19 protein-coding genes and 1 riboswitch are annotated in these 21,736 nt (G+C 62.7%); of the genes, 11 read left to right on the plus strand and 8 right to left on the minus strand.

The genetic code is table 11. The features are described from left to right. Positions 1-17: 17 nt before the first annotated feature. On the minus strand, positions 18-1,490 hold the full coding sequence (gene cls / locus ABI796_RS17505) for a cardiolipin synthase (protein WP_141280525.1): 1,473 nt from the start codon (positions 1,488-1,490) through the stop codon (positions 18-20). Positions 1,491-1,577: 87 nt separating this feature from the next. Here cls and ABI796_RS17510 point away from each other — a divergent pair, with 87 nt between their 5' ends. Both ABI796_RS17510 and ABI796_RS17515 read left to right on the plus strand, forming a co-directional pair. Next, entirely contained in the window at positions 1,578-2,519 is a 942-nt protein-coding gene (locus ABI796_RS17510) for an aminodeoxychorismate lyase (protein ID WP_141280524.1), read from the plus strand. A 255-nt stretch (positions 2,520-2,774) separates the two neighbouring features. Next, on the plus strand, positions 2,775-4,241 hold the full coding sequence (locus tag ABI796_RS17515) for an amino acid permease (protein ID WP_141280523.1): 1,467 nt from the start codon (positions 2,775-2,777) through the stop codon (positions 4,239-4,241). A gap of 210 nt (positions 4,242-4,451) precedes the next feature. Here the strand turns inward: ABI796_RS17515 and ABI796_RS17520 are convergent, their stop codons facing one another. The 4 genes from ABI796_RS17520 to ABI796_RS17535 form a co-directional block, all read right to left on the minus strand. After that, a complete protein-coding gene (locus ABI796_RS17520) occupies positions 4,452-4,934 on the minus strand; it encodes a carboxymuconolactone decarboxylase family protein (RefSeq protein ID WP_141280522.1) in 483 nt (160 codons plus the stop codon). Positions 4,935-5,047: 113 nt separating this feature from the next. Then, positions 5,048-6,106, minus strand: a complete 1,059-nt coding sequence (locus ABI796_RS17525; RefSeq protein ID WP_141280520.1) for a PLP-dependent cysteine synthase family protein — start codon at positions 6,104-6,106, stop codon at positions 5,048-5,050. Beyond that, complete coding sequence (locus tag ABI796_RS17530; protein WP_141280518.1) at positions 6,103-7,659, minus strand: aromatic amino acid ammonia-lyase; 1,557 nt, start codon at positions 7,657-7,659, stop codon at positions 6,103-6,105. The genes ABI796_RS17525 and ABI796_RS17530 overlap by 4 nt, the downstream gene beginning before the upstream one ends. Next, positions 7,659-8,987, minus strand: a complete 1,329-nt coding sequence (locus ABI796_RS17535) for an NtaA/DmoA family FMN-dependent monooxygenase (RefSeq protein ID WP_141280516.1) — start codon at positions 8,985-8,987, stop codon at positions 7,659-7,661. The genes ABI796_RS17530 and ABI796_RS17535 overlap by 1 nt, the downstream gene beginning before the upstream one ends. 154 nt (positions 8,988-9,141) lie before the next feature. On the opposite strand from ABI796_RS17535, the gene ABI796_RS17540 reads away from it, so the two are divergent. From ABI796_RS17540 to ABI796_RS17560, 5 genes are all read left to right on the plus strand, one after another. Continuing rightward, the gene (locus ABI796_RS17540) at positions 9,142-10,845 is read left to right on the plus strand and encodes a SulP family inorganic anion transporter (RefSeq protein ID WP_141280514.1); all 1,704 of its coding nucleotides are present in this window, start codon (positions 9,142-9,144) and stop codon (positions 10,843-10,845) included. Positions 10,846-10,928: 83 nt separating this feature from the next. Continuing rightward, positions 10,929-11,040, plus strand: a riboswitch (SAM riboswitch). Between the two features lie 13 nt (positions 11,041-11,053). Further along, positions 11,054-11,320: a DUF1737 domain-containing protein gene (locus ABI796_RS17545; protein ID WP_141280513.1), complete on the plus strand. Its 267-nt coding sequence runs from the start codon at positions 11,054-11,056 to the stop codon at positions 11,318-11,320. Continuing rightward, positions 11,317-11,727 carry a rhodanese-like domain-containing protein gene (locus ABI796_RS17550; RefSeq protein ID WP_141280511.1) on the plus strand — a complete coding sequence of 137 codons (411 nt, stop codon included), beginning with the start codon at positions 11,317-11,319 and terminating at the stop codon, positions 11,725-11,727. The genes ABI796_RS17545 and ABI796_RS17550 overlap by 4 nt, the downstream gene beginning before the upstream one ends. After that, a complete protein-coding gene (locus ABI796_RS17555) occupies positions 11,728-12,936 on the plus strand; it encodes an O-succinylhomoserine sulfhydrylase (RefSeq protein ID WP_141280509.1) in 1,209 nt (402 codons plus the stop codon). It begins immediately after the preceding gene. Positions 12,937-12,946: 10 nt separating this feature from the next. Further along, a complete protein-coding gene (locus tag ABI796_RS17560; RefSeq protein ID WP_141280507.1) occupies positions 12,947-13,591 on the plus strand; it encodes a hypothetical protein in 645 nt (214 codons plus the stop codon). Here the strand turns inward: ABI796_RS17560 and ABI796_RS17565 are convergent. Next, positions 13,549-14,745 carry a glutamate--cysteine ligase gene (locus tag ABI796_RS17565; RefSeq protein ID WP_141280505.1) on the minus strand — a complete coding sequence of 399 codons (1,197 nt, stop codon included), beginning with the start codon at positions 14,743-14,745 and terminating at the stop codon, positions 13,549-13,551. The two genes, ABI796_RS17560 and ABI796_RS17565, sit on opposite strands and share 43 nt — an antisense overlap. Before the next feature lie 100 nt (positions 14,746-14,845). Continuing rightward, positions 14,846-16,369: a UDP-N-acetylglucosamine 1-carboxyvinyltransferase gene (locus tag ABI796_RS17570; protein WP_141280503.1), complete on the minus strand. Its 1,524-nt coding sequence runs from the start codon at positions 16,367-16,369 to the stop codon at positions 14,846-14,848. Between the two features lie 213 nt (positions 16,370-16,582). Here ABI796_RS17570 and ABI796_RS17575 point away from each other — a divergent pair, with 213 nt between their 5' ends. Both ABI796_RS17575 and ABI796_RS17580 read left to right on the plus strand, forming a co-directional pair. Next, positions 16,583-17,575, plus strand: coding sequence for a WXG100 family type VII secretion target (locus tag ABI796_RS17575; RefSeq protein WP_170224840.1), 993 nt, complete (start codon positions 16,583-16,585; stop codon positions 17,573-17,575). Positions 17,576-17,700: 125 nt separating this feature from the next. Continuing rightward, positions 17,701-18,051 carry a hypothetical protein gene (locus tag ABI796_RS17580; RefSeq protein WP_141280501.1) on the plus strand — a complete coding sequence of 117 codons (351 nt, stop codon included), beginning with the start codon at positions 17,701-17,703 and terminating at the stop codon, positions 18,049-18,051. An 11-nt stretch (positions 18,052-18,062) separates the two neighbouring features. Here the strand turns inward: ABI796_RS17580 and ABI796_RS17585 are convergent, their stop codons facing one another. After that, a complete protein-coding gene (locus tag ABI796_RS17585) occupies positions 18,063-18,797 on the minus strand; it encodes a siderophore-interacting protein (RefSeq protein ID WP_141280499.1) in 735 nt (244 codons plus the stop codon). Positions 18,798-18,898: 101 nt separating this feature from the next. Between ABI796_RS17585 and ABI796_RS17590 the strand changes: the two genes are divergently transcribed. Both ABI796_RS17590 and ABI796_RS17595 read left to right on the plus strand, forming a co-directional pair. Next, positions 18,899-21,019, plus strand: a complete 2,121-nt coding sequence (locus ABI796_RS17590) for a penicillin acylase family protein (RefSeq protein ID WP_141280497.1) — start codon at positions 18,899-18,901, stop codon at positions 21,017-21,019. Positions 21,020-21,103: 84 nt separating this feature from the next. After that, positions 21,104-21,703, plus strand: coding sequence for a GNAT family N-acetyltransferase (locus tag ABI796_RS17595; protein ID WP_141280495.1), 600 nt, complete (start codon positions 21,104-21,106; stop codon positions 21,701-21,703). Positions 21,704-21,736: the final 33 nt, after the last annotated feature.

Genomic DNA, 21,736 nt, shown 5'->3' on the forward strand with positions numbered 1-21,736 from the left:
CATTAGCTGTACACAAACTACTGGAGCGTGGCGGTCAATCTGGCTACGTTATCCACATACTTGGCCAATGGGGGTCTATCCATCCAGTCCTCCAGCATAAGCTCACGGGATACCTCCCGGTAAGTGGACTCCACGGCCCGCATGAGGTTCACCGTCTCGGCGCCCAGGAGCATCACCGAGACTTCCATGTTCAGTGAGAAGGAGCGCATGTCCATGTTGCTGGAACCAAGAACGGCCACTTCGTCGTCAATAGTGAAGTGCTTGGCGTGGAGGACATACGGCGCCCGGTACAGGTAGATCCGCACGCCGGCATTCAGCAAGGCCTCGTAGTAGGAGCGCTGGGCGTGGTGAACCAGGAACTGGTCGCCCTTCTCGGAGACGAAGAGTTCCACATCGACGCCTCGTTGCGCGGCGGTGGTGATGGCGTAGAGAAGGGAATCGTCGGGAACAAAGTACGGGCTGCAGATTGAGATCCTGTGCTGCGCTGAATAGATCAGGGTGTTGAACAAGCGGAGGTTATTTTCCGTGGCGAACCCTGGTCCACTGGGCACAACCTGGGCCGTCACGCGGCCCGGAGACGGCTGGGACGGCAATCGCAGCTGGTCCTCAAGGGACTCGTCAGTTTCGCTGAGCCAGTCCGTGGCGAAGACCACGTTAAGGGTGGCCACAATGGGCCCTTCGAGCCGGGACATGAGCTCAACCCATTTACGGCCCACCTTGTGGTGCTTGGGATTGTTGTACGAGGGTTCAATCAGGTTCTGGGAGCCCGTGAAGGCGATCTCGCCGTCAATGACCATGATCTTGCGGTGGTTCCTGAGGTCCGGACGCCTCCATTGACCATGGATGGGCAGCAGGGGAAGCATCCGCTTCCATTGGATCTTGCCTGCCTTGAGCCTCCGGATCAGGCGGCGGTAGCCCTTAACCCGCAGCGTTCCAATGTGGTCAAAGAGCAACCGGACAGTAACGCCCCGTTCGGCAGCTTTCTCCAGTTCAGTGAGGAGTTCGTCCGTCACGGAGTCGCTGCTCATGATGTAGAACTCGGCGTTGATGTAGCTCTTGGCGCCCTTGACCGCTTCGGCCATGGCTTTGATGGATTCGTGGTACCCGGGGATCAGCTCAACCTTGTTGCCATCAACCATGGGCAGTGAGCCGAGGCGGTGATTGAGCTCACCGGCCGATTTCACCCATTCCGGGCCCGAGTAGACGCTCACCGGATCGGCAAGATCGCTCGTCACGGCCCGGACGCGTCGATTCACTTCTTCCTGCTGCTCACGCCTGCGCTTGGACAGCTTGAAATTGCCGAAAAGAAGGAAGAGGACAAACCCTACCGAGGGGATGAGGAACACAGCCAAAAGCCACGCCATGGCGGTGGTAGGCCGCCTATTGCCGGGAATGATGCCCAGAAGGACAATCCGCATGACCACTTCCGCGATGGCCCACGCGCCCAGCAGCCAGGTCCACTCCTGGCCGAACGGAAAAGGAAAGAGCACCCTACAAACCCCCACGCTCCACGATCAACAGTGACCTCAGCCTATCCGCCAAAGTCATCGGCAATGGCACCGCACTAAGCTGGGACCATGACTTCACCTGCTCCCACGGTCCTTGTTTTCCTGGACCCCGCCTTCGAAAACGGACGCATTGCCGATTCCAGCCAGCCCCAACTCATGGCTACGGACCTTGGTGCCACCCGAGGTGATGGCGTGTTCGAATCACTCCTCGCCGTCCAAGGACGCGCCCGCAAGGTGCAGGCCCACCTGAACCGCTTGAGCAGTTCCGCGGCAGCTTTGGACCTGGTGCTGCCGGAGCAGGACGCCTGGCGCAAGGCGATCGATACCGCAATCAACGAGTTTCGCGAGACCCACCCTGCCCCCACACCTGAGGAGGACGAGGTGGTGGTGAAACTGATCGTCACCCGTGGCGTGGAGGGCGCAGCGAGCCCCACCTGCTGGGTGCAGGCTTCGGCTTCCCCCGCGGGCAGTCGCCGACAACGCGAGACGGGCATCGACGTCGTACTTCTGGACCGTGGCTTCGATACCGAAGCCGGAGAGCGCGCGCCGTGGCTGTTGCTGGGCGCCAAGACGCTGTCCTATGCCGTGAACATGGCTGCGCTGCGCTTTGCCCACAAGCAAGGTGCAGATGACGCCATCTTCACCTCCACGGACGGCCGCGTCCTGGAGGGGCCCACGTCCACAGTTTTGCTGGCGCACCTGGAAACAGAGGACGACGGCGAAGGTTCAGTCAGGACTGTACGTCGCCTCATCACGCCGCAGCACGACAGCGGAATTTTGCCCGGCACCTCGCAGGGGGCGCTGTTCGCAGCGGCCAAAGCTGCGGGCTGGGAACTCGGATACGGGCCGCTGGTGCCGCAGGACTTGTTCGATGCCGACGCCGTTTGGCTCATTTCGAGTATCCGCTTGATCGCGCCGGTGAATCACATCAACGGCAAGGAAATCGGCACACCGGCTGTCCGGAAGCAGCTCACGGCCGAGCTCAACGCGTTGTTCGCGGGCATCGAGTAAATCACCGGGCTTCTAAAATTTTCACTTGCGTTGCTCCGCTAGGAACCTAACAGATAGCAAGTAGAGTAATCGCTCGCATGACCCATTGATTAGAACCTCTTGCCCTCAATCATGAGTGGCGTGCGCGTTGAATCGCGTTTCTTAGGCTCCTTGAAATGGTCATTCGTCATGTGATGAATCTTGTTCTCGTGTTAGTTGGATCACGTCCGGCTGGTACTACTTCAGACTTTGCTGGCTAAACTTCCCGGAGGGAATATGGGACTCAGCTCCCCCACAGAAGCCGACGCATCGGCAACCGAGGCGCAGTCGCAGACTGGCGCCTCACACACAGGACTCCGCCGGTCCATGGAGGCCCGGCACCTGGTCATGATCGCCATGGGTGGCGTGATCGGCTCGGGCCTGTTCGTTAGTTCCGGATACACCATCTCCACCGCTGGGCCCTTGGGTGCGGTCCTTGCCTTCCTTATTGGCGCCGTGGTTGTCTACCTGGTGATGGCATGCCTCGGGGAGCTCGCTGTTGCGTTCCCAGTCTCGGGTGCCTTCCACATATATGCCGCACGCACCATCGGGCCCGCCACCGGCTTTGCCACAGCCTGGCTGTACTGGCTCTGCTGGGCTGTTGCCCTGGGCTCCGAGTTCACCGCTGCGGGCCTTCTTATGCAACGTTGGTTCCCGGGCGTCGACGTCTGGATCTGGTGCTTCATCTTCGCCACTGTCCTGTTCACTTTGAACGCCATCTCATCGCGCGTCTTTGGTGAATCAGAGTTCTGGTTCGCGCTCATCAAGGTCGCCGCCGTCGTCGGCCTCATCATCCTCGGCGGTGCCGCGCTGGCGGGTTTCCACCCCCTGGCCCCCGGCGAGTTCCCCGCTTTTGGTGAGAATTTCAATACACCGGACGGGTTGTTCCCCAACGGATTCACCGGCGTGTTCGTCACCTGCCTGGCAGTCTTCTACGCCTTTTCAGGGTCCGAACTGATCGGTGTTGCCGCCGGCGAAACCGCCAACCCGGGCGCCAACATCCCCAAGGCAATGCGGACCACGGTCATCCGGCTCATGATCTTCTTTGTTGGTGCAATTGTGGTCATCGCAGCAACCATTCCGTACGAACAAGTCAGCGTGGACGAGAGCCCCTTTGTCACCGTCTTCTCCATGCTGGGCATCCCGTACGCCGCGGACATCATGAACTTTGTGATCATCACGGCCCTGCTCTCCGCCGGCAACTGCGGTCTGTTCTCCTGTGCCCGCATGCTCTTCTCGCTGGCCGATGAAGGGCACGCACCCAAGGCTTTCCGTAAGCTGACCAAACGCGGAATCCCCATGGTGGCTCTCTGCGTCAGCATGCTGGGTGGCCTGGCTTCACTGATCAGCAGTGTGGTGGCCGCGGAAACCGTCTACCTGGTGCTGGTGTCCGTGGCCGGTTTCGCCACCGTTGGCGTGTGGATGTCCATTGTGGCTTCGCACTTCATCTACCGGCGAACCTTCATCAAGAACGGTGGCGACCTCAGCACCCTGCCCTACAAGGCTCCGCTGTTCCCGCTGGTTCCCATCCTCGCGTTCGCGCTCTGCCTGGTGTCGCTGGTGGGCATTGCGTTCGATCCCAACCAGGTGGCAGCACTGTTCTTCGGCGTTCCATTCGTGGGCGCCTGCTACGCCATCTTCTACTTCAAGTACGGGCGGCGCCGTTCGCTCAAGAAAGCAGTAAGTGGTTCTGCGGCTTCCTGACCCTCTTTGGATGCAGATCAGCCCTTGGGCAACCTTTCCCGGTTGCTCAAGGGCTGATTTCGCTTCAAACAGGGTCAGGGCGCTGGGCCAGGCGGGCCTCCACCACCCACTTTGACATCCAAACCTCCCCGACACGCCAGTCAGGGGGTGTGTCGGCGAGCTCCCGCCGCCAAAGCAGGTGGATGTCGCACGCCCTTTCAGCGGTTGGACCTACTTCTTGGCCACGCGGACCGGGTGCTCGCTCAAAATGGACAGCCGGTTGAAGGCGTTGATCCCAATGGCGGCCATGCACAGCACGCTGATTTGCTCATCGCTGTAGTGCCGGCGCGCCTGGTCAAAGAGCTCCGGGCTGGGCCTCGATGAGCTCATACGTGTGATCTGCTCCGCAATCTCCATGGCCACGGCCTCAGCGGGCTCGAACAACTGCACTTCCTTGTACACGGCAACGAGAGACAGCCGTTGTTCCGTCTCGCCATACTTCAGGGCCCGGCGATGGTGAAGGTCCAGGCAGAAGGCGCAGCCATTGATCTGCGAGCACAAGTAGTTGACGAGTTCCAGGGTGCGGCGCGGAATGCCAAGCCGGTCAGCTTCGTCCACCAGTTGCTGTGAGTAGTGGCTTAGGGTTGCGTAAAGATCCGGCTGCTGCTTGTCCAGATAGCCGGCCAGACGTGGTTTTGTTTCCTGTTCGGGCATGCTTGGAGCCTAGCGCAAGGGAGATGTGCACCCTTAGTGAGAGACGGTCCGGCCCAAACCCGCGGGACGTGAGAGACGGTCCGCGCCAAACCCGCGGGACGTGAGAGAGGCTCCTACTCGCGGGCGGCAGGGGTGTCTGCGGCGAGCCGGATGCCGTGCTCTGCCAGCCACACCGGGTTGAAGGCCTTGCTCATGTAGTTCGTTCCGGCGTCGGGGGCTATGGCTACCACCACGGAACCGTGGGCCGCCGCGCGAGCGACTCGAATGGCCGCTGCGACGGCGAGCCCGGACGACGGACCCAGCGCGAGCCCTTCTTCATCGAGAAGCCGGTGCACGGTGGTGTAGACCTCGTCGTTGGGGATGCGGAGGAAACGGTCCACAATGGCGCGGTTGAATGCTTTGGGCCATTCAGGCTCCGGCCAGGAGTTGCCCACGCCGTCCACCAGGATTTCGCCGGGATGCCCGCCACTGTAGGCCGAGCCGTAGGGGTCGGCGCCAACAACCTCCACATGACCGCCGGGGCGCCGGGCCGCCTGTTCCTTCAAGAATCGGCCGTTCCCGCTGATGGTCCCGCCGGTTCCAATGCCCGCAACAAAATGTGTCACCAGGCCACCTGTCTGTTCCCAGATTTCCGGTCCGGTTGTTTCGTAATGCGCGGCGGGGTTGGCAGGGTTGTCGAACTGCATGGGCCGCCAAGCACCGGCAGTCTCAGCGGTTATCCGTGCTGCCACAGCACGCGCGTTCTCAGGTGACTCAGATGGCGCGTTCCAGTCCGTCAGGATCACGCGGGCGCCATAGTTGTGCAGCGCGGCGAGCTTTTCTTCGGAGATCGTGTCGCCCGTTACCACCACTACCGGGTGACCGGTCAGGTGCCCGATGAGCGCCAACCCGATCCCGGTGTTACCGGATGTGCTCTCCACAATGGTGGCCCCCGGTTTTAGTTCCCCGGATTTTTCGGCCGCCCGGACCATGCTGAGCGCCGTGCGGTCCTTGATGGAGCCACCCGGGTTCTCGGATTCGAGCTTGATATGGATGGTGCTGCCCAGGCCGCGGCCGAGCGCCTCCAACTTCACCAGTGGCGTGTTGCCCACTTTGTCCAGAACTGAGGCGTCCAGCCCGTCAGTCACCGGCTCGGCCGCGTGCACTCCATGTTTCCGGATCCCGGTAGTCATCCCCGGTCCCCTCCCATCACTTCCGGGACCACCACACGCAGTTCACGCCGGGCCCTCTTCACCAGTTCCGGCGCTGACGGCCGGTCCGCCAACACATCGGCCAGGCGGCCCACCACCACGCCGGTCCCCTTTCCGAGCGGCTGCGCGGCTCCGGCTTCGAGCAAAAGATACGACGCCGTCAGCGCCTCGATCACCAGTAGCTTCTCAGCGGCCTCCACCGACTTTTCGAGTTGCTGCAAAGCAAGCGGGGCCAGCGTTGAATGGTCCTCGACGTCGGCAGAGAGGGTTGGTGCGCCCAGCGTCGCCGGTGCTGCCAGGAACTTCAGCTCGGCCAACAGCCCGGCGGCGGAGTACCAGAGCAGTCCGGGCAACTCCTCCTGCACAAGGCCCTCACCGGCGGACGCCGATTGCAAATGACGGGCGCGGATAGCCCGCTGCGGGGGATACAGCTTGGCAATGCGACGCTCACTGGAAATTCCCACGTGCGCCAACGCCAGCCGCAGGCCTTCAAAAGCAAGTGCCAGTTGCATCGGCTGGAAGTTTCCGCCCGACACCATGGCCCCGGACGCAACATCAACCAGCGGATTGTCGCCGCGGCCATTGAGCTCCACTTCCAAGGCACCGCTGAGTTGGGTCACGAGGGCCCTGAAGGCCCCATGGGTCTGCGGCGCGGCCCTAAAGGACAACGCGTCCTGGACAGAGACCTCGGGGCGAACGTCTTCCAACCACCCGCCACGCAGCAGGTGACGCACGGCAGCTGCCGAGTCGCGCTGCCCGTCCACCGCCTTTGCCGCCTGGATGGCCGGCGAAAACGGGCTGAGGTTCCCGCCGCCGTCGTACCTGGCGATTGTCTCCAGTGAGAGGGAAAGCACGACGTCGGCCAGCTCGGCCAGGTGCTGCAGCCGGAGCAATGCGAGGGTTCCGGCGCCCACCGAGTAGGCGTTGGCGCTGACCAGTGCGAGGGCCTCACCGGGCGCGAGGACGAGCGGTGTGAGACCGGCGTCGGCGAGCGCTTTGGCGCCGGAGATCAGGGTGCCGTCCGCGCTGAACGCTTCGCCCTCCCCCATGGCAACAGCGGCGACGGCGGCAAGGTGGGTCAGGTCCGAGGACCCCATGGAGCCTTCGCTTGGGATGGCGGGAAAAACATCATTGTTGAGCATGTGGGCATAGAAAGTTGCGGTTTCGGGCCGCACCCCGGAGCCGCCGCGGCTGAAACCGATGAGCCGGGTGAGGATCACAGCACGCGCAGCGGCGCGGTCCAGATACGAGCCAACCCCGCTGTTGTGATACCTGACAACCTGCACCTGATAGGCATGGAGCGAGTTCTCCTCCACAGCGGTATCCCGGCCGGATCCCAAGAGGGTGTTCAGTCCGTAAACGCGCTGTCCGGAGGCTGCTGTCTGCTCTACGATCTCCCGAGACCGTCCGAGCAAAGACAACGCATCCGGGTTGAGTTCCACGTGAAATCCCGCGTCCTGGGCGGCACGCGCGACGTCGGCGGCACGAACGGGGGCGGCACCGATGACGAGAGTTTTGGATGCTCCCTGCACCATCAGAAGTCCAAGAGGTTCTGCCGGAACCCGCCGTTGCCGTAACTCTTCCTCAACAGGCCGCGTCGCCGCAGTTCCGGTGTGAGTTTGTCCAGAACGCTGTGCACCGTCACCGGGTCCACAAAGCCGGAGAAAAGAAATCCGTCACCACCTACGGCCGAACCGGTTTCCTCGAGGTAATCGGCGATTTCGCCGGCAGTGCCAATGATCGAGTCGCCCGCGCCACCGCTGCGCGCCTGCAAGATCTGGCGAAGCGTTGAACCCGGCGGGGCCGCTTTGGCGAAGTGCTCCAGCGTGCCCTGGTTGCTGTTGGTACTCAGTTCGGGCAGCGGTGCGTCGAGGTCGAACTTCTTGAAGTCGATCACCGAGAGGTAGGAGATGGAGTTCAGCTGGCTGTCGATGTCGCGCTGGCTCAGTTCCCGCCGCTGGGCCCGCAACTCCTCGGCCTCAGCGGGGGAACCCACAACAGTTGGCTTCAGGACGAAAAGTACCTTGACGTCGTCCGGGTTGCGCCCGGCCTTTGCAGCTTCCGCGCGGATCGAATCCCGGTAGGACTTCATGCCGTCCACGCCACGGGCCAAGGCAATGGCTACATCAGCATTGCCGCCGGCAAAGGCCTTACCCCGGGGAGAGGCACCGGCCTGCACCAACACTGGCTCTTCGGGTAGAGGCGCGGTGTTCAGGGGTCCCCGGACTTTGAAGAACTCGCCGTCGTGGTTGATCGGGTGCACTTTGCTGTGGTCCGCGAACACCCCGGCTTCAACATCCTCAAGCACGGCGCCCGGTTCCCAGCTGCGCCAAAGCTTCCTGACGACGTCCACGAATTCCTCCGCTTTCCCGTACCGGAGATCATGCTCAATCTGCTGGTCCAGCCCATAGTTCTGCGCGGCGAGGTCGCTGCCGGAGGTCACAACGTTCCAGCCGAGCTGCCCTTCGGAAAAGTGCTGCAGCGTGGCCAGGAGCCGGGCGGCTGTGAATGGCGGGTAGAAGGAGGCACTGACTGTCGGGACGATCCCAAGGTGCTCGGTGGCTGAGAGAAGGTACGGGACCAGCGCCAACGGATCATGCTTAGGGGCGAAAGAGGCATGAGCCAAGGAAACCTCTGCCGTGCCGCCATAGGTGTCCGGAACGGTGAGGGAATCTTCAATGATGAACAGGTCCAACCCGGACTGCTCGAAGGCCCGCACAGCGTCCTGATACAGGGCGGGTTTCTTCCAGTCGTAGCCCAGAGCATAGCCGGGAGTCCCCCAGCCCTGGACACCGAACCCGTGGCCCACAAACCATCCAAAATGCAGCATGGGCTTGAGTGTAGAACCGCTATGTCCGTTCACCGCGACCTGATTTCATGCGAAGTTACAGGGGGTCGTACTGGGTCAATTATGCTCCCGGGACGTCATATTTGGGCCTGACTCCTGACGGTTGGGATTTTCCACATAAGGGGTCCGCCTTGTTCCGCAAACAGCACCGGTCCGGAATGATCTCTGTATGACCTCAGCCACCCGCACCTCTGCCAAGGACCGTCTCGGGGACATCTGGGCGCTCAAAGGGTACAAGCTCGAATGGTTGCGGCATGATGCCGTGGCGGGTGCTGCTCTCTTTGCCTTGCTGGTTCCCGCCGGGATGGCTTACGCCCAGGCGGCGGGCCTTCCACCCGTCACTGGGCTCTACGCCACCATTGTCCCGTTGCTGGTTTACGCCATGGTGGGCCCTTCCCGCATTCTGGTTTTGGGGCCGGATTCCTCCCTTGCGCCCATGATCGCTGCCGCTATTGTGCCGCTCGCGGCCGGGAACAGTGAAAGGGCGGTGGCCCTCGCCGGGCTGTTGGCTGTGTTGATGGGGATCATCATGATCGCCGGCTCAGCGCTGAAACTGGGCGCCATCACCGGGCTGCTGTCCAAACCCATCAGGCTCGGGTACCTGAATGGAATCGCGTTGCTGGTGGCGTTATCGCAGCTTCCGGCGTTTCTGGGGATAGAGGCCGACGGCGATATCTGGCAGAAGCTTGCAAAGGTCACCACCGGATTGCTGGGCGGGGAGGTCAACATCGCTGCGCTGCTGTTGGGCGTCGGTTCACTTGCCCTCATTTGGATCCCGCGACTCCTGAAATGGAAAGTGCCGGGCGTCCTGCTGGCGGTGGTTGGCTCGTGCGTTGCCACAGCTGTTTTGGGCCTGGACGACGACGTCAAGGTCACCGGCGTCCTGCCTCAGGGGCTTCCAATGCCGGCGCTCGGAGGAATCGGCTGGGCGGATGCTCTGGCGCTGCTTCCCGCAGCCGCAGGCATTGCCCTTATGGCCTTCGCGGACACCGGTGTCCTGTCCCAGTCGCTGGCAGCCAAGGAAGGAAAGAAAGTCTCGGGCAACAGGGAGATGGCTGCGCTGGGGGCAGCCAACACGGCCACCGGACTGCTGGGCGGATTCCCCATCTCCGGCAGCACCTCCCGCACCCCTGTGGCGGTGGACGCCGGTGCCAAATCCCAGATGACCGGGGTGGTTGGTGCCGTGCTGGTCCTTGCCTTCATGCTCCTGGCACCCGGGGTTACCGGATACCTGCCTTCGGCAACGCTGGCCGCGGTGGTCATTGCCGCTGCTATTGCCTTGGCTGACCCTTCCGGCGTCAGACGGCTCCTCAGCCTGAGCCGCAGCGAATCAGTGGTGATGCTGGCGGCATTCTTGGGAGTCCTTACCGTCGGTGTGCTGCAGGGAATCGTGGTGGCCATAGCCTTGGCACTTCTGGACTTTGTCCGCAGGGCCTGGGATCCGTACCGGACAGAACTCGGAGCTGAAGACGGGCTCCCCGGGTACCACGACCTCGAGCGGCATCCTGATGGCGCCCGCATCCCCGGACTCCTGATCCTCCGCTTTGATGCGCCTCTCTTCTTCGGCAACGGGCAGGTTCTGGCCGCCTTCGTCCGCGAACAGTTTGACGAAGCCCCGGAGGGGAATTCAGCACCGGTTACCCACGTTATTCTCGCCGCAGAGCCCATTACCGGGATTGATACCACGGCACTGGATGACCTCGTCACGCTGGACGAGTGGCTGGCCAGCAAAGGTGTGGACCTCGTGTTCGCCGAACTGAAGGGACCGGTCAAGGACAAGTTGATCCGGCTTGGCACAGCCGCCCGTTTCACGCCCGACCATTTCTTCCCCACGGTGGGTGCCGCCGTCCGTGAGTTGAAGGACAAAGTATGAAGAAGCCGCCGGTTACGCAACATGACGGCCGGACAACAGCCCGCAAGTGCAGCCCGAGGCCCGTGGATGTTACGTTTTTCTTGAGTAATGAGTACCAGCGCAAAGCCCTGACTTGCTGGTCGGCAACCCTCTCTCCGGCGGGGTGCCTCAGGTGACTACTCGGCGTATCGACAACTCGAACTGCAAGCGTGACTGAGGAGCACCAGCTATGCCTGAACCCACTGAAGAAAAACTTTCCTATCGCCTGATCACAGGCCCTGACACCCGTGATTTCTGTGAGCGGATCCACAACGCCCTGGCCGAGGGCTACGTGCTCCATGGCAGCCCCGCAGCCACCTTCAATGGCACGGACGTCATTGTGGCCCAAGCGATCGTGCTGCCCGCCGCAATCGCCAATGCCGATGCCGCTGTGGCCAGTGCAGTTGACCAGCTTGAGAACTACGAAGACAACGAAGCATTCGAGGGCCACGCATGAGCTACGCAGGTGACCTGACCCCGCACGATGCGTGGGCCAAGCTCGAACAGGGCGCCATCCTGGTGGATGTCCGCACCGAGGGTGAATGGGCCCACATCGGAATCCCGGACACCAAAGCCACGGAAAACGATCCCTTGTTCATCCAGTGGAACCTCGCCGGCGGCATCCCCAACTCCCGTTTCATCGAGGACTTGCGGCAGCAGGCACCCGAGGACGATTCAGTTGAACTTGTGTTCCTGTGCCGTTCCGGCCAGCGCTCCATCTCCGCCGCGATTGCCGCAACGCAGGCCGGCTATACCTCCTACAACGTCCTGGAAGGTTTTGAAGGCGAACCGGACCGCTACGGCGAACGCACGGTCAACGGCTGGAAGAACCGTGGCCTGCCTACGAATCTGGGGACCGAGTAAGTGACCTTCAATCCTGACGCCGCCGGCTGGAGCCCTGACACCCAGGCCGTCCGCGGTGGCCTTGACCGTACCAACTTCCAGGAAACGTCCGAACCCGTTTTCCTGAACTCAGGCTTCGTTTATGAATCCGCCGCTGCGGCCGAGCGTGCCTTCACCGGTGAGGACGAGCGCTTCGTCTACTCCCGTTACGGCAACCCGTCCGTCGCAACGTTCCAGGAGCGGCTGCGGCTGCTCGAGGGAACCGAGGCATGCTTTGCCACGGCCTCAGGGATGTCTGCGGTCTTCACCGCCTTGGGCGCTCTCCTGGCTGCCGGCGACCGCGTGGTAGCTGCCCGGTCCTTGTTCGGATCCTGCTTTGTGATCCTCAATGAGATCCTGCCCCGCTGGGGCGTCCATACGGTGTTCGTGGACGGCCCGGACCTGGACCAGTGGCGCGAAGCCCTCTCCGAGCCCACTACTGCGGTCTTTTTCGAGTCACCTTCCAACCCCATGCAGGAGATCGTGGACATCGCCGCGGTCAGTGATCTGGCGCATGCCGCCGGGGCCACCGTGGTGGTGGACAACGTATTCGCCACTCCCCTGCTGCAACGCTGCGGTGAGCTGGGCGCCGATGTGATCGTGTACTCCGGTACCAAGCACATCGACGGCCAGGGACGTGTCCTGGGCGGCGCGATCCTGGGCACCAAGGAATTCATTGATGGTCCGGTCAAGCAACTCATGCGGCACACCGGCCCCTCGTTGTCCGCGTTCAATGCCTGGGTGCTGACCAAGGGCCTTGAGACAATAGGGCTGCGCGTAAACCACAGCTCGGCGTCCGCCTTGAAGATCGCAGAGTGGCTCGAGCAGCAGCCTGCCATCAGCTGGGTCAAGTACCCGTTGCTCAAGTCCCACCCGCAGTACGAGCTTGCTGCGAAGCAGATGAAGGCGGGCGGCACGGTGCTGACATTCGAACTGTCCCCCTCGGCCGGGCGGTCAGCAAAAGAGGCTGCGTTCGCCTTGCTCGACGGCCTCCGCGTCATCGACATCTCCAACAACCTGGGCGATTCCAAGTCACTCATCACCCACCCCGCCACCACCACCCACAGGGCCATGGGGCCTGAAGGTCGGGCGGCGATCGGGCTTTCCGATGGCGTGGTCCGCCTCTCCGTGGGACTTGAAGACGTGGAGGATCTCATCTCGGATCTGGAGAAGGCCCTCAAACAGGTCTAACCTTGCTGCCATGAGCGGGAACCATCCCTATCGCCGTGCCGGAGCAGTCATTGTTGCCGGCACGGTGGTGTGGTTCGTCGGCATCTCGCCCGTCTCACGGGTTTACATCACCCCCGACGACGCCGAGCGCCTCCGTATGCTGCAGGCAGGGCATCGCGGCTGGATCACGGGGCAGCACCTTACCGCTGCCGGAACCGCCGCAGTGCCTGTGGGATTCGCAGCGTTCGCCCGCTCCATTCCGGACTCGGGCACCTCAGGCAGGAGGGCGAAGAAGTGGGCTTTCGCCGCTGCGGCCGCACTGCTGGCAGGTGCCCCGCTTTTCGTCTCCAGCCTTGCCCGGCGGGCGTTTGATATTGAGGGCTTTGCCTACCGCCGTGGATCCAACGCCCCGTTCCTGACGTATTCCGGGCTGCATGTTGTGGCTTTGGCAGCGCTCGGCGGCAGCCTGCTTTCCTTGCCTGCCAAACGATGGATAGGAATCACGGCCGCGGCCTCCGCACCCATTTACGGCGCCATCCTGGTAGCCAAGAAGGACATTCCGCCGTTCGCTTTCTACCTGGTTGAGGGGCTTGCGGGAGCATATTTGATGGCGTGGGAGGAGCCGGAAGAAAGCTACGGTCTCCGGACCCGGGACAGTAAGGGCGAACGGTCCTGATGCGCCCCGGCCGCACCCCCGCGGACCGTCACTTTCGCAGCATGCCCAACCACGGCGGCCAATGCTTCGTTGCTCGGAGGACTTCCCGGCTGCCTCTGCCCGTCGCCACGCCTTGTGTTGTAACGGTCCGCGGCTTCCCGTTGCTCTCGCGCACCGTTTCCCCGCTGCAGTAGCTCCGAGATCCCTTCTTTGACCAGCTCCAGCTCCCCTTGGTCGTCCAGGACGGGGCTCAGGTAATCAACCAACGCCCACACCACCTCGGCTGCTGGCTGAGGCAGGAAGTCGCCAAAGTCAAGGAGATCTCCGCGCAGACCTGAGTTGCTGGCCTGCCAGCTGGCCATCCGCAGGATCGCCGTGGGCACCGCGGTGGGTTCCACGCCGTCGAGCATTTCCAGTGAAGCCGTCTCCACCAAGGCCCGCACCAGCACCGCTATCAGTGCCGCGTCCTCAGCACGAAGGCAGACGTCAGCGACCCGGACTTCAACGGTGGGGTGGTCCCGGGAGATGCGGGCGTCAAAGTAGATCATGCCCTCGTCCAGGATCACGCCCGTATCCAAGAGACGTTTGACGAGGCGTCGATACGCCGTCAGCGAGCCGAAAATGGTTGACGGGCCGGATGTCGGCCAGCGGTTCCAGGCTTGCGTCCGGTAACTGTCAAATCCGGTGGGCAGGCCCCGCCAGTAGGGTGAGTTGGCGGTCAGTGCCGTCAGCACAGCGAGTTTGTCCCGGATGTGGTCCAGGACCACCACCCCTTCCTCCGGCGACTCCACGGAGACGTGCACGTGGAATCCACACGTCAATTGCTCCGTGGCTATGATGCCGAAGCGGTCCAGCATCTCCGCATACCGTGGGTCCGGAGTGGTGTGCGTGTTCGAAGCCAAGGGCGAGGTGGCCATCGCAGCAATGCGTGCTCCGTGCCGGCGGGCAGCCTCGTTGGCCATGGAACGGCCACGGCGGATCTGCTCCAGGAGTTCACTGTGACTGTGGCACGGGCGGGTTTGGGTTTCAATTTGCTCCAGCTTGAGCTCGTGGCCAAGACCGGTTGTGGTTGCCGGTTCATGGTGACCGGCCAGCAGCGCGTCCGCGAGGGCCAGTGGCTCACCCGTCACAGGATCGACAATGAGCAGCTCTTCCTCAACCCCGACAGTCCGCATGCTTCATTCTGCGTCAGGAGTCCCGGCCAGGACAGGGCAGGGCCAGAGTCCTCGCGCGGGGACGTCCTCAAGAACAGGACCGGCCGCACTTTGGCCGAACCTAGTCCTGGAAGTACTCGATCTTCGCGCCGATGGTGTTCAAACGTTCGGCAAGGTCCTCGTAGCCGCGCTCAATCACATAGATATTCCGGAGCTCGGACGTGCCACGGGCAGCAAGCATGGCAAGGAGCAGGCAAGCAGCCGGGCGAAGTGCCGGCGGGCAACCGATCTCCGCGGCACGCCATTTGGTGGGTCCGTTGACGTAAATCCGGTGCGGATCCAGCAACTGCACCTGGGCGCCCAGCTTGTTCAGTTCCGTCAGGTAGATGGCACGGTTCTCATAAACCCAGTCGTGGATCATGGTCTGGCCCTCGGCGTTGCCTGCGATCACGGCGAAGAACGGCAGGTTGTCAATGTTCAGCCCCGGGAACGGCATGGGGTGGATCTTGTCCTGCGGCGCGTGGAGTTCCGAAGGCTTGGTGGTGACGTCCACCAGCCGGGTGCGTCCGTTGCGTGCCATGTATTCGCCGGAAATTTCGAGCTTCTGGCCCATCTGCTCCAGGGTGGCCAGTTCGATTTCCATGAACTCGATGGGCACCCTGCGGATGGTGACCTCGGAGTTGGTGACGATCCCCGCGGTGATCAGGCTCATGGCCTCAATGGGGTCCTCAGACGGGAAGTATTCAATGTCCACGTCAATGGCGGAGCGTCCGGTGATCTTCAACGTGGTGGTGCCGACGCCCTCGATCTCCACGCCGAGTCCCTGCAAGTAGAAGCAAAGGTCCTGCACCATGTAGTTGGGGCTGGCGTTGCGAATAATGGTGGTGCCCTCGCGGTGGGCGGCCGCCATGATGGCGTTCTCCGTGACGGTATCGCCGCGTTCGGTGAGGACAAAGGAGCGGTTGAGATCGTCGGCGGGAGGGGCAGTCACGGAGTAGAAACCGGACTTCGCCTCTACCTCAAGGCCGAACTGGCGAAGCGCCTGCATGTGGGGTTCCACGGTGCGCGTTCCGAGGTCACAGCCACCGGCATAGGGAAGGAGGTATTCGCTGGTTTCATCCAGGAGCGGACCCAGCAGCATGATGACGCTGCGGGTGCGCCGGGCAGCGTCCACGTCCATGGACTCCAGATCCAGGACCTCGGGGCGTCGGATGCGGAGGTCGCTGCCGTTGAGCCAAGTGCATTCCATACCGATGGAGGTCAGGACTTCAACGATCCTGTTGACTTCCTCAATCCGTGCCAGCCGACGCAGGGTGGTGGTGCCACGGTTGATGAGGCTTGCACACAAGAGGGCCACGCCGGCATTCTTGCTGCTGTTAACGTCCACTTCACCGGAGAGGGTGCGGCCACCCTCCACACGGAGGTGGGTCATTTGCGGCTTACCCACTTTGACGATGGAACGCCCAAAAATAGCTTCGAGGCGTTCGATCATCCGGAGGCTGAGATTCTGCTTTCCCTGTTCCATCCGGGCGATTGCGCTCTGGCTGGTTCCCAGCTCAGTAGCCAGCTGCCCCTGCGTCCAGCCCTTTTCGCCACGGGCGTCGCGGAGCAGGAGGCCTACATTTTCGGCGGTAGGTTGCGTCATACCAAAAAAATATCACAAGTGAGTTAGAAGTGAAGGGCAAATCGCTGATTCAGCGGTCTACATCACACGGTACCCGTTCTGTGCGATATAAAGCACGACGCCGGCTGCTCACCTTGAGCGAACGCTTTCCCTCAGTTTTCCACAAGGGCAGAGCTCCCCATTGTGCCCGCATTGGAGTTGGCGAAGGATGGACGGGAAAGCTCAGGGGGAAATATGCCTTTCTACGGCGCCGACGTCGATCAGCTCAAAGCACTCTCAAATACCCTTGCCAGCGGGGCCTCGCTGCTGACAACCCGCGCCCGGGAACTCGACTCCTTGATTGCGCAGGGTGGCTACTGGCACGGACAGGACGCCAAACGCTTCGCCTCCGAATGGCAGGGCCACTTACGTCCGCTTCTTGAAAGGACCTCGCGAGGGATAGAAGAAGCGTCCAAGTCTGTGCTCACCAACGCGGACGAGCAGTCGAGCGCGTCCACAGGGAGCGGGAGCGGCAGCGGGAGCGGCGGCAGCGGCGGCTCAGGCAGCGGCGGCTCAGGGAATTCCGGCGACACTGCCAAACCGGCGAATGATCCCACAACAAAGGCCACAGACCCCGCCCAGCCCACACCCCAGGAAATCCTGGAGCAGTACCAAGTCAGCGATGCCGAGACCACCAACTGGCCCGGCGATTGGGATCCGTTGCGGTTCGTGACGGATCAGAGGGTGGTTACCGAGAAGGAAGCGGAACTGCTGAACGGCCTGGGCCCCTTTGAGCTGAACGCTTTTAAGGGCATCCACGACGACGCCTTCAGTGTTGCCGATGAGCGCTTCCCCAGCGAAGACCGCAACGATGACCAGAACGACGCTTTCCGCCACGCCTACTGGAACGCCCTCATGGTCAAGGAGTTCGGCGCTGACTGGGCTGAGGACTACGCCACAGCCCACGAGCAACTCCCCGGAAACCCCGCTCCACGCGAAGCAATGGATCTGTACAACAATGAGGTTGGTCGCAATGTGGCCATCGCCAACCCGGATGCCAGTGCTGAGGAGCTTGCAGACTTGATCGAGGAAGCCGTCAATAACGGAGACACTGTGGTGGTGGGGCCGGACCTGTTGCCGCACCCGTCAAACCAGATCCCTGCGGACCAGACGGGCGACGCCGGCAATGCCGAGCCCGCGCCTGGCGAAGATCCGGAGTTCAACGACGAGTCCAGGACTACTTCGTGAGTCTTCCTTCCGCCAAGAACTTACGACGCCGCCCCAAGACCGGGGCGCCCCGCGTCACCTTGACCAGCTTGCTCATCTTGGTTCTGGCCTGCGCCTTGGCCGCCTGTTCCCTCGGAGGATCCGTCATGCCCGAAACGAACGACCACCTCAACAATCAGGTTTTGGAGTCCGCTACGAACGGCACTGCGCTCAAGCTGGCCGATGCCACGGACTTTGACTGGGACCAAGCAGGTTTTGTCACGTCAGGAACCCCGGCAAAGGACATTGAGGAAGCTTTTGGTGAGCCCCTCACCAAGGAGAGCCGCTACACCGCGTCACCGGCACTCTTCGTCTTCTTGAAGGACGGCAAAGTCACCAAAGCGGTCCGCATCGTCCCTGACGCCTTCTCCGGGGCTGACGCCAGGAAGAAGTATGGACGCGACGTGGTGCTGACGCCGCCGGAGGGGCAAAAGGGCTTCCTTAGCTGGCGCGAATAACCGGCGGAGCGCTAGACCCTCCAGTATCCCAACGCATCAATCCGGTGCTTGTCCACGCCCAGTTCTTTCCTCAGGTGCTTGACGATTGCGCGCGTGCTGGATGCTTCGCTGGCAATCCAGAAGAAGTCCCCTCCAACGGAGACGGTCTCTGCCGTCAGCGCAGCGCAGACTTCCTCCACCAGCGCGGCCCCGTCGCGTTTGCGCGGAAGCCAGGTGACGACGTCGGAATCGGCAGCACGCACCTCAAGGGAGGGATCGGCGTCGTGCTGGTATTCAAGCCACGCCGTCACGGGAGCGGCACCTTTAGCAACACGCTGCCTCTCGTCCAGCAGTGAATTGATGGCCGGGATGGAAGCGGGATCGCCTACCACCCAGATCCGCCGCGGGGCCGGCTGCGGGAAAGCGAAGGAGCTGCCTTGGACAGTGGCATCGATGGTGTCGCCGGGCTGCACTGAGCGGGCCCAATCGGCAGCCACACCCTGGTGCATCGCGAAGTCCATGCTGAACGTTCCCTCAGAAGGGGAGGCATTGGCCAAGGTGTAGGCGCGTTGATGAGCCTTCCCGGAATCGTTGAACCAGAGCCGGATCCACATGGTGGGATGCAGGCCGCTGCGCTCCAGGAGTCCGCCGTCACGCACGTGCACACGGAGGAAGTCCGGAGTGATCTCCTCGCTTCCGGTGACCTCAAGGGTGAAATCCTTGGCGCCCATGACTTTGAGGACGACGCCTTCCCAATTGCGCTTCAAGCAACACTCCTTCACGAATGTCCACGATTTGTGAACGGGGCCAAAGCCATTTATCTTGAGCTTAAGTAAGCCTAACCTAAGCTTGAAAGCGGCCTGAGATTATGACGCCTGCCCCAACGCAGCAACCCGCCCCGGCAGGCGGCCCCGGAACCTACCGGGATCAGTGGGGAATCCCGCAATTGTGGGCTGATTCAACCGACGAACTCGCCTTTCTGCAAGGTATGAATGCCGCGGCGGACCGCTCCTGGCAGATCGAGTTGGAGCGCTGGCGATCTGAAGGCCGCACAGCCGAAGTGCTGGGGCCCGACGCCGTTCCCTGGGACCGCTTCGCCCGCCAAGCACGGCTGGATGACACTGCGCGTCGCTGCTTTGAAAACCTCGACGCCGGCACTCAGCACTGGTGTGCCCAATACGTGGCGGGCGTCAACCAGGCGCTGGAAGACGGGCTCCGCGGCGGCCCGGAGTTCAGCGAATCCGGCTGCGAACCCGAGCCGTGGAATCCGTGGACCCCGCTGGGTGTTTTCCTGGTCCACCACATCCTGTTCTCCACGTTCCCCAACAAACTCTTCAGGGCACACGTGGCACGGACCCTTGGCGAGGACGCCGTGAGCCTGTTCAGTATTGAAGCCCCCGTTTGGTCGGGCAGTAACGCGTGGGCCGCCCACGGCTCCACCACTGCCAGCGGCCTGCCATTGATAGCCGGCGACCCCCACCGGCTCATGGAACTGCCCGGCGTCTACCAGCAAATACGTTTGGCCTGCCCCGAGTTCGACGCCATCGGTTTCGCGTTCCCCGGAGTTCCCGGCCTGCCCCATTTCGCCCAGACCGGCAACACCGCTTGGGCCATCACCAACGCCATGGCCGACTACCAGGACCTCTTCATCGAGGAGCTGCGCCGGATCACCGACACCTCAGGCGAGCGCATCGAGGCACGGGGAGCCGAAACCTGGGAACCCGTCGCTGTCAGTTCCGAGACCATAACGGTCCGCGGCGGCGCGGATGTCTCCGTTGAGATTCTTGAAACCGCCCGCGGCCCGGTCATCTCTGAAACGCCCGACGGCGGCGCCCTGAGTTTGCGTTTCCCGGCCAGGGTTGAGGGGCGGCTGGGTTTCGAGGCCCTCCTGCCGCTGTTGCGCAGCCGGAGCGTCTCCGAGGTTGAGGCTGCGTTCGATGCGTGGGTGGAGCCGGTCAACAGTGTGGTGGCCGCGGACGCGGGCGGGTCTGTCCGGCATTTTGTTGCCGGACTGGTTCCGCAGCGGAATCCGGCCAACAGGCGCTTGCCCGCTCCGGCTTTCTCCGCCCGCCACGACTGGGAGGGCCAGTATGTGATCCTGCCCCGCGCCGAAGTCCGGACGTTGGCAGTGAGCGCTAACGATCGACAGGCAGGGGGCGGTGACGCTGTGGCCATGGAGTTTGCCCCTCCACACCGCGCGCTGCGCATCAGGGAGTTGCTGGAGACGGCTCCGGGCCCCTTGTCCGTGGACACCATGCAGGCTATCCACACCGATACTTTGCTGGGTCCGTGGCCTCTGTTCCGGTCAGTTCTCCTGGCCATGGACACTGGGGACCTGTCCGGGGAAGCGAAGGGCCTGCGGTCTGTGTTGCTCTCCTGGGACGGCCGGATGGACGCCGACAGCCACCCAGCGGCGGTCTTTGCAGCTTGGCGTGGTGCCGTGGTCCAGCGCCTGGCCCGGCACTCCGCGCTGGCTCCCCTGACTGAACCCACCGGCTACTCGCCGTTGTTCGGGCCATGGTTGTCCGTGGCATCCCGCATCGGTTTCGCTGTGGAGACCCTGCTGGTTCGCGGCGCCGAACTTGGAATCACCATTGACGTGGAAGCTGCGGCTGCGCTCGAGGTGGTTGCGCTGGAGGAGGTGCTGCTCAACGGAGCCCTGTGGGGTGAGCGGCACAAGCTCCTGCCCGTACATGTGCTTCCCGGGCCGCTCGCATCAGCTGCGCCCAGTGCTGAACTCAGTGGCGACACCGGCTGCGTTCTATGCACTGAGAGCCTCCCCGGTGTTGATGACCGAAGCTTCCGCGGCCCCGTAGCCCGGTACGTCTGGGACCTGTCCGATCGGCGCAACAGCCGTTGGATTGTGCCTTTCGGCGCTTCCGGTGCGCCGGGTCACCAGCACTTCTCCGATCAGCTCGCGCTCTGGACTGCAGGGCAACTCGCCCCGGTAGTCACTGACTGGCCCGAACTGACCAAAGACATTCCCTGATCCACCCCGACCCCCAGCGAACCCGCAATACTCCGCACAGCCCGCATCAGCCCCGATCAGCCCGCATCAGCCCCGAAGGAAGCCATGACCACCACCACCCAGGACTTCTCCGTCCGCACCACCGTCTACTCCGAAGACCTCGAAGGATGGGGCGCCCTGCGGCTTGTTCCGCTGGTCCCCGGCGAGGACATTGAGCTCATCTACCAATGGGTTACCCAGCCCCGGGCCAAGTTCTGGGGCATGACCGAACACACCCGGGAACACGTGCAGGAAATCTACGAGTTCCTTGACTCGTTGGACACCCACCACGCGTTCCTGGCCGTCCTTGATGGAGAACCGCTGGCTCTGTTCCAGACCTACGAGCCCTTGCACGATCCTGTGGGCGAGGCCTACCCCGCCCGCGAAGCAGATATCGGCATGCACCTGCTCCTGGCCCCCGCCACCCGGCCCATTCCGCATTTCACTCCGCGGCTGGGCACATCCCTGATCAAATACATGTTCTCCCTGCCCGGCAAGGATCGGATTGTGGTGGAGCCGGATTCCCGCAACGCCAAAGCTCTCCGGCGCCTGGAAGCCACCTGCTTTGAGTTGGGCCCCATCATTCAGCTCGCGGAGAAGGAAGCCCAGTTGGGGTTCCTCACGCGTGCGGGCTTTGACGAGATTCAACAGCAGCAAGCACAGTAGCCAGGCATAGCATGCCGCCGGCACCCCCAATCG

Origin of the sequence: Paenarthrobacter aurescens, assembly GCF_041549525.1 — a bacterium.
GTDB classification, from domain to species: Bacteria; Actinomycetota; Actinomycetes; order Actinomycetales; family Micrococcaceae; genus Arthrobacter; species Arthrobacter aurescens.